We start from the raw sequence: 3,509 nt of genomic DNA on the forward strand, positions 1-3,509 counted from the left end.
ATCCTGGCCTTCGCCAAGGCGATGGGCGAGTTCGGCGCCACCATCACCTTCGTCTCCAACATTCCCAATGAGACGCAGACATTGCCGTCGGCGATCTACACCTTCACGCAGGTGCCGGGTGGCGATGAAGGGGCGCTCCGCCTGACGCTGATCTCCATCGTCATCTCCATGGCAGCACTTGTGGCTTCGGAGGTGCTGGCGCGGCGTGTCGGCCGGCGACTGGACATCGAATGAGCGTTCTCGTCGACATCAGTCATCGGCTGGGTGGTTTCGCCATCGACGCCCGCTTCGAAAGCGCCGGGCGGCTGACGGCGCTGTTCGGCGCGTCTGGGTCGGGCAAGACGACACTGATCAACATGATTGCCGGGCTGATCCGGCCCGACAGGGGACGCATCGAGGTCGACGGCCGTGTGCTGGTCGATACCGGTGCCGGCATTTTCGTGCCGAAGCACAAGCGCCGCATCGGCATGGTGTTCCAGGACGCACGGCTGTTTCCGCATTTGAGCGTTGCCGGCAATCTTCGCTACGGCCGCTGGTTCACGCCGCCGGCGGAGCGCTACGCCGATATCGATGCCGTCGTCGACCTGCTCGGCATCGGGCCGCTCATGAACAGGCGGCCGGCAAAGCTCTCGGGCGGCGAGAAACAGCGCGTGGCGATCGGCCGGGCATTGCTTGCCAGCCCCAGACTGCTGCTCATGGACGAACCGCTGGCCTCGCTCGACGAAGCGCGCAAGGCCGAAATCCTGCCCTATGTCGAAAGGCTGCGCGACGAGACGAAAATCCCGATCGTCTATGTCAGTCATTCGGTCGCCGAAGTGGCGAGGCTGGCCAGCGACGTGGTGATGCTGGCACAGGGCAATGTCGTTGCCAGCGGGCCGACCGAGGCGGTGATGCAAAGGCTCGACCTGTTGCCGGCAGAGGAGCGCGGCGAGGGGGGCGCCGTGCTGGACACCAGGGTGCTGCATCACGACGAGGCTTTCGGCATGACCGTGCTCGGCTCGGCCGCGGGCGAGCTCCGGGTGCCACAGCTGGCGATGAAGGCAGGTACGCCGGTGCGCATCCGTATTCGCGCCCGCGATGTGATGATCGCCACCGAAAAGCCGACGGGTCTCAGCGCGCTCAACATCCTGCCGGGGACCATTACCGCGATGAGCCCGGGCGAAGGGCCCGCGGTCGAGGTCGGTATCGACTGCAATGGCGCAACCGTGCTTGCCCGCATCACCGAACAGTCGCGGCAGGCGCTGAAGCTTCATCTTGGCGGCAAGGTTTTCGCGGTGATCAAGACGGTGAGCTTCGATCGGGCAAACACCGGCGCCGGCCTGCCCGCCGAGGCGGATGGATGATCCCGCTATGTCTTTTTGGAATAGCGGTTTCGCCAGGGAGCTTCTAGTATGAGGTTGGGTTGTGACCGCGGAGAGCAAAGATGCCGTCGCTGAGCTTGCGGATAAATCTCGATCCCGACGGGCGCGTCGGGCCGGGCAAGATCGAACTCCTGGAACAGATCGCCGCCTTCGGCTCCATCTCGGCCGCCGCTCGCGGCATGGAGATGTCCTATAAGCACGCCTGGGACCTGGTCGAGGACATGAACCGGGTGTTCGGCAAACCGCTGGTGGCGGCACAGACCGGCGGCCGCAAGGGCGGCGGCGCACAGTTGACGGCGGTCGGCCTGGCTGTGGTCAGCCGCTTCCGCGCCATCGAGCGCGCAGCCTCGGCCGCGGCGGCGGCGCATATGGAGGCATTGCAGGCGGAGATTGATGCTGGGTGAGGGCAGTAGGGCAGTAGGGCAGTAGGGCCTAATCCTCTGCGCTTGGCTTGCGAAGCAGGTAAGTGTCCATGATCCAGCCCTTTTTCCGGCGCGCTTCTTCACGGGTTCTCTCGATCTCGGTGCCGACATCACTGAGACGGCCAGAGATGAGAATCTCGTCTTCCGTTCCGAGATAGGCGCCCCAATGGATGACGACATCCTTGTCGGCCAGCGTGTTGAAGGCGCATTTGCCGTCCAGCAGGACGACCGCGCTGCCGGCATTGTCCGGCATGCCTTCCTCGGTCAGGCGGCGGCCGGTGGTGATGAGGACGGAATCGCCGATGCGGTTCAGCGCCATCTTGTGGCTGGCGGCAAGCGCCTGGACGGCGGTAATGCCGGGGATCACCTCAAGTTCGAACGCCACATTGCCTCGCTGGCTCACGCGCTCGAGGATGCGCAACGCGCTGTCGTAGAGCGAAGGATCGCCCCAGATCAGGAAGGCGCCGCAGCCATCGCCTGCAATCTCGTCGCGGATCAGGCCTTCGTAAATGGCGGCGATGGCTTCGTGCCAGTCATCGACGGTCGCGCGGTAGGAGGGCTCCGGCCCATCTTCTACCGGCATGTCGCGCACCGGCACGTCGAATTCGACGCGGCGCGACTTCGGATTGGTGACGAAGCGGTCGCATATCCGGCGGCGCAGTTCGGCCAGTTCATTTTTTTTCGCACCCTTGTCGGGAATGAACAGCACATCCGCCTGGTTCAGGCCTGATATAGCCTGAACGGTCATGTGGTCGGGATTGCCGGCGCCGATGCCGATGACGAGAAGCTTGCGCATGGGCGAACTCCTGCCCGATCGGAACCTGTTAGTCCAGACCGCGCTGGCGCGTGTCCAGACCGTAGTCCAGCTCCCTATGGTGCGCTAGCGGATGCGGAAGGGCTTTGAACGCCACGTTGAAACCGCTAGGGTCCTGCAAGCATTCCAGCCGAGGGGCTTCCATGTTGCGATATATTCTGACCGCCGTGCTGGCCCTGTCGCCCGCGCCCGCCTTCGCCAATGATTCGGTTGCCGAACTCGGCACTGGCGGCCTGATCCTGTCGCGCAGCGATGCCGTGGCGATGCAAAGCGAGGACCTTTTCATCTCGCCGGAAAAGGTGACAGTCGACTATGTCTTCCATAACAACACCGACAGGGATGTCGAGGCCATTGTCGCCTTTCCGATGCCCGAAATATCGGGCAATCCCGAAGAAATCCCGGCGATCCCTGAAAACCAGAGCGACAATTTCCTCGGCTTCGAGGTGACGATCGACGGCGTTGCCGTCAAGCCGCAGTTGGAGCAGAAGGTGTTTGCGCTCGGCATCGACATCAGCGCCGAGTTGAAGGCGCAAAACGTGCCATTCTATCCATTCGGCGATGCGGCGAAGGCGGCGCTGGCCAAGCTGCCGCAAGCGGTTGTCGATGACTGGGTCAACCGCGGCATCATCATCGAGGACACCGGCAGCGACGGCACCGAGACGACCAAGGTCTACACGCCGTTCTGGCAACTGCGTTCGACCTACTGGTGGCGCTCGACCTTTCCGGCCAACAAGGACGTCCATGTTTCCCACCACTACAGACCGAGCGTCGGCGGCACGTCTTCAGTCAGCTTCTTCTACGACGGCAAATTCCAGGGACAGTATGCGGCCTACAAGGCCCGCTATTGCATGGATGGCACATTCGAAAATGCGGTGCGCAAGGCTGCCAAGGACGACCCTGACGGCTACCCCA

General features: G+C 63.4%; 4 protein-coding genes and 1 pseudogene. 4 read left to right on the forward strand and 1 reads right to left on the reverse strand.

Translation table 11 applies throughout. The features are described 5' to 3' along the window. From EN893_RS24620 to EN893_RS24630, 3 genes and pseudogenes are all read left to right on the forward strand, one after another. Positions 1 to 234 (forward strand): annotated as a pseudogene (locus tag EN893_RS24620) (molybdate ABC transporter permease subunit); the annotation flags it as partial. After that, positions 231 to 1,343, forward strand: a complete 1,113-nt coding sequence (gene modC, locus EN893_RS24625; protein ID WP_127270937.1) for a molybdenum ABC transporter ATP-binding protein — start codon at positions 231 to 233, stop codon at positions 1,341 to 1,343. The pseudogene EN893_RS24620 and the gene modC, both read left to right, overlap by 4 nt. Positions 1,344 to 1,423: 80 nt before the next feature. Then, complete coding sequence (locus EN893_RS24630; protein WP_127271788.1) at positions 1,424 to 1,765, forward strand: winged helix-turn-helix domain-containing protein; 342 nt, start codon at positions 1,424 to 1,426, stop codon at positions 1,763 to 1,765. A gap of 28 nt (positions 1,766 to 1,793) precedes the next feature. Here the strand turns inward: EN893_RS24630 and cobF are convergent, their stop codons facing one another. Further along, on the reverse strand, positions 1,794 to 2,579 hold the full coding sequence (cobF, locus tag EN893_RS24635) for a precorrin-6A synthase (deacetylating) (protein ID WP_127271200.1): 786 nt from the start codon (positions 2,577 to 2,579) through the stop codon (positions 1,794 to 1,796). A gap of 161 nt (positions 2,580 to 2,740) precedes the next feature. On the opposite strand from cobF, the gene EN893_RS24640 reads away from it, so the two are divergent. Beyond that, positions 2,741 to 3,509, forward strand: a 769-nt coding sequence (locus tag EN893_RS24640) for a DUF4424 family protein (RefSeq protein ID WP_128361833.1), incomplete at its 3' end; no start/stop codon positions are given.

The organism is Mesorhizobium sp. M7A.F.Ca.CA.004.04.2.1 (assembly GCF_004022825.1).
Classification (GTDB): domain Bacteria; phylum Pseudomonadota; class Alphaproteobacteria; order Rhizobiales; family Rhizobiaceae; genus Mesorhizobium.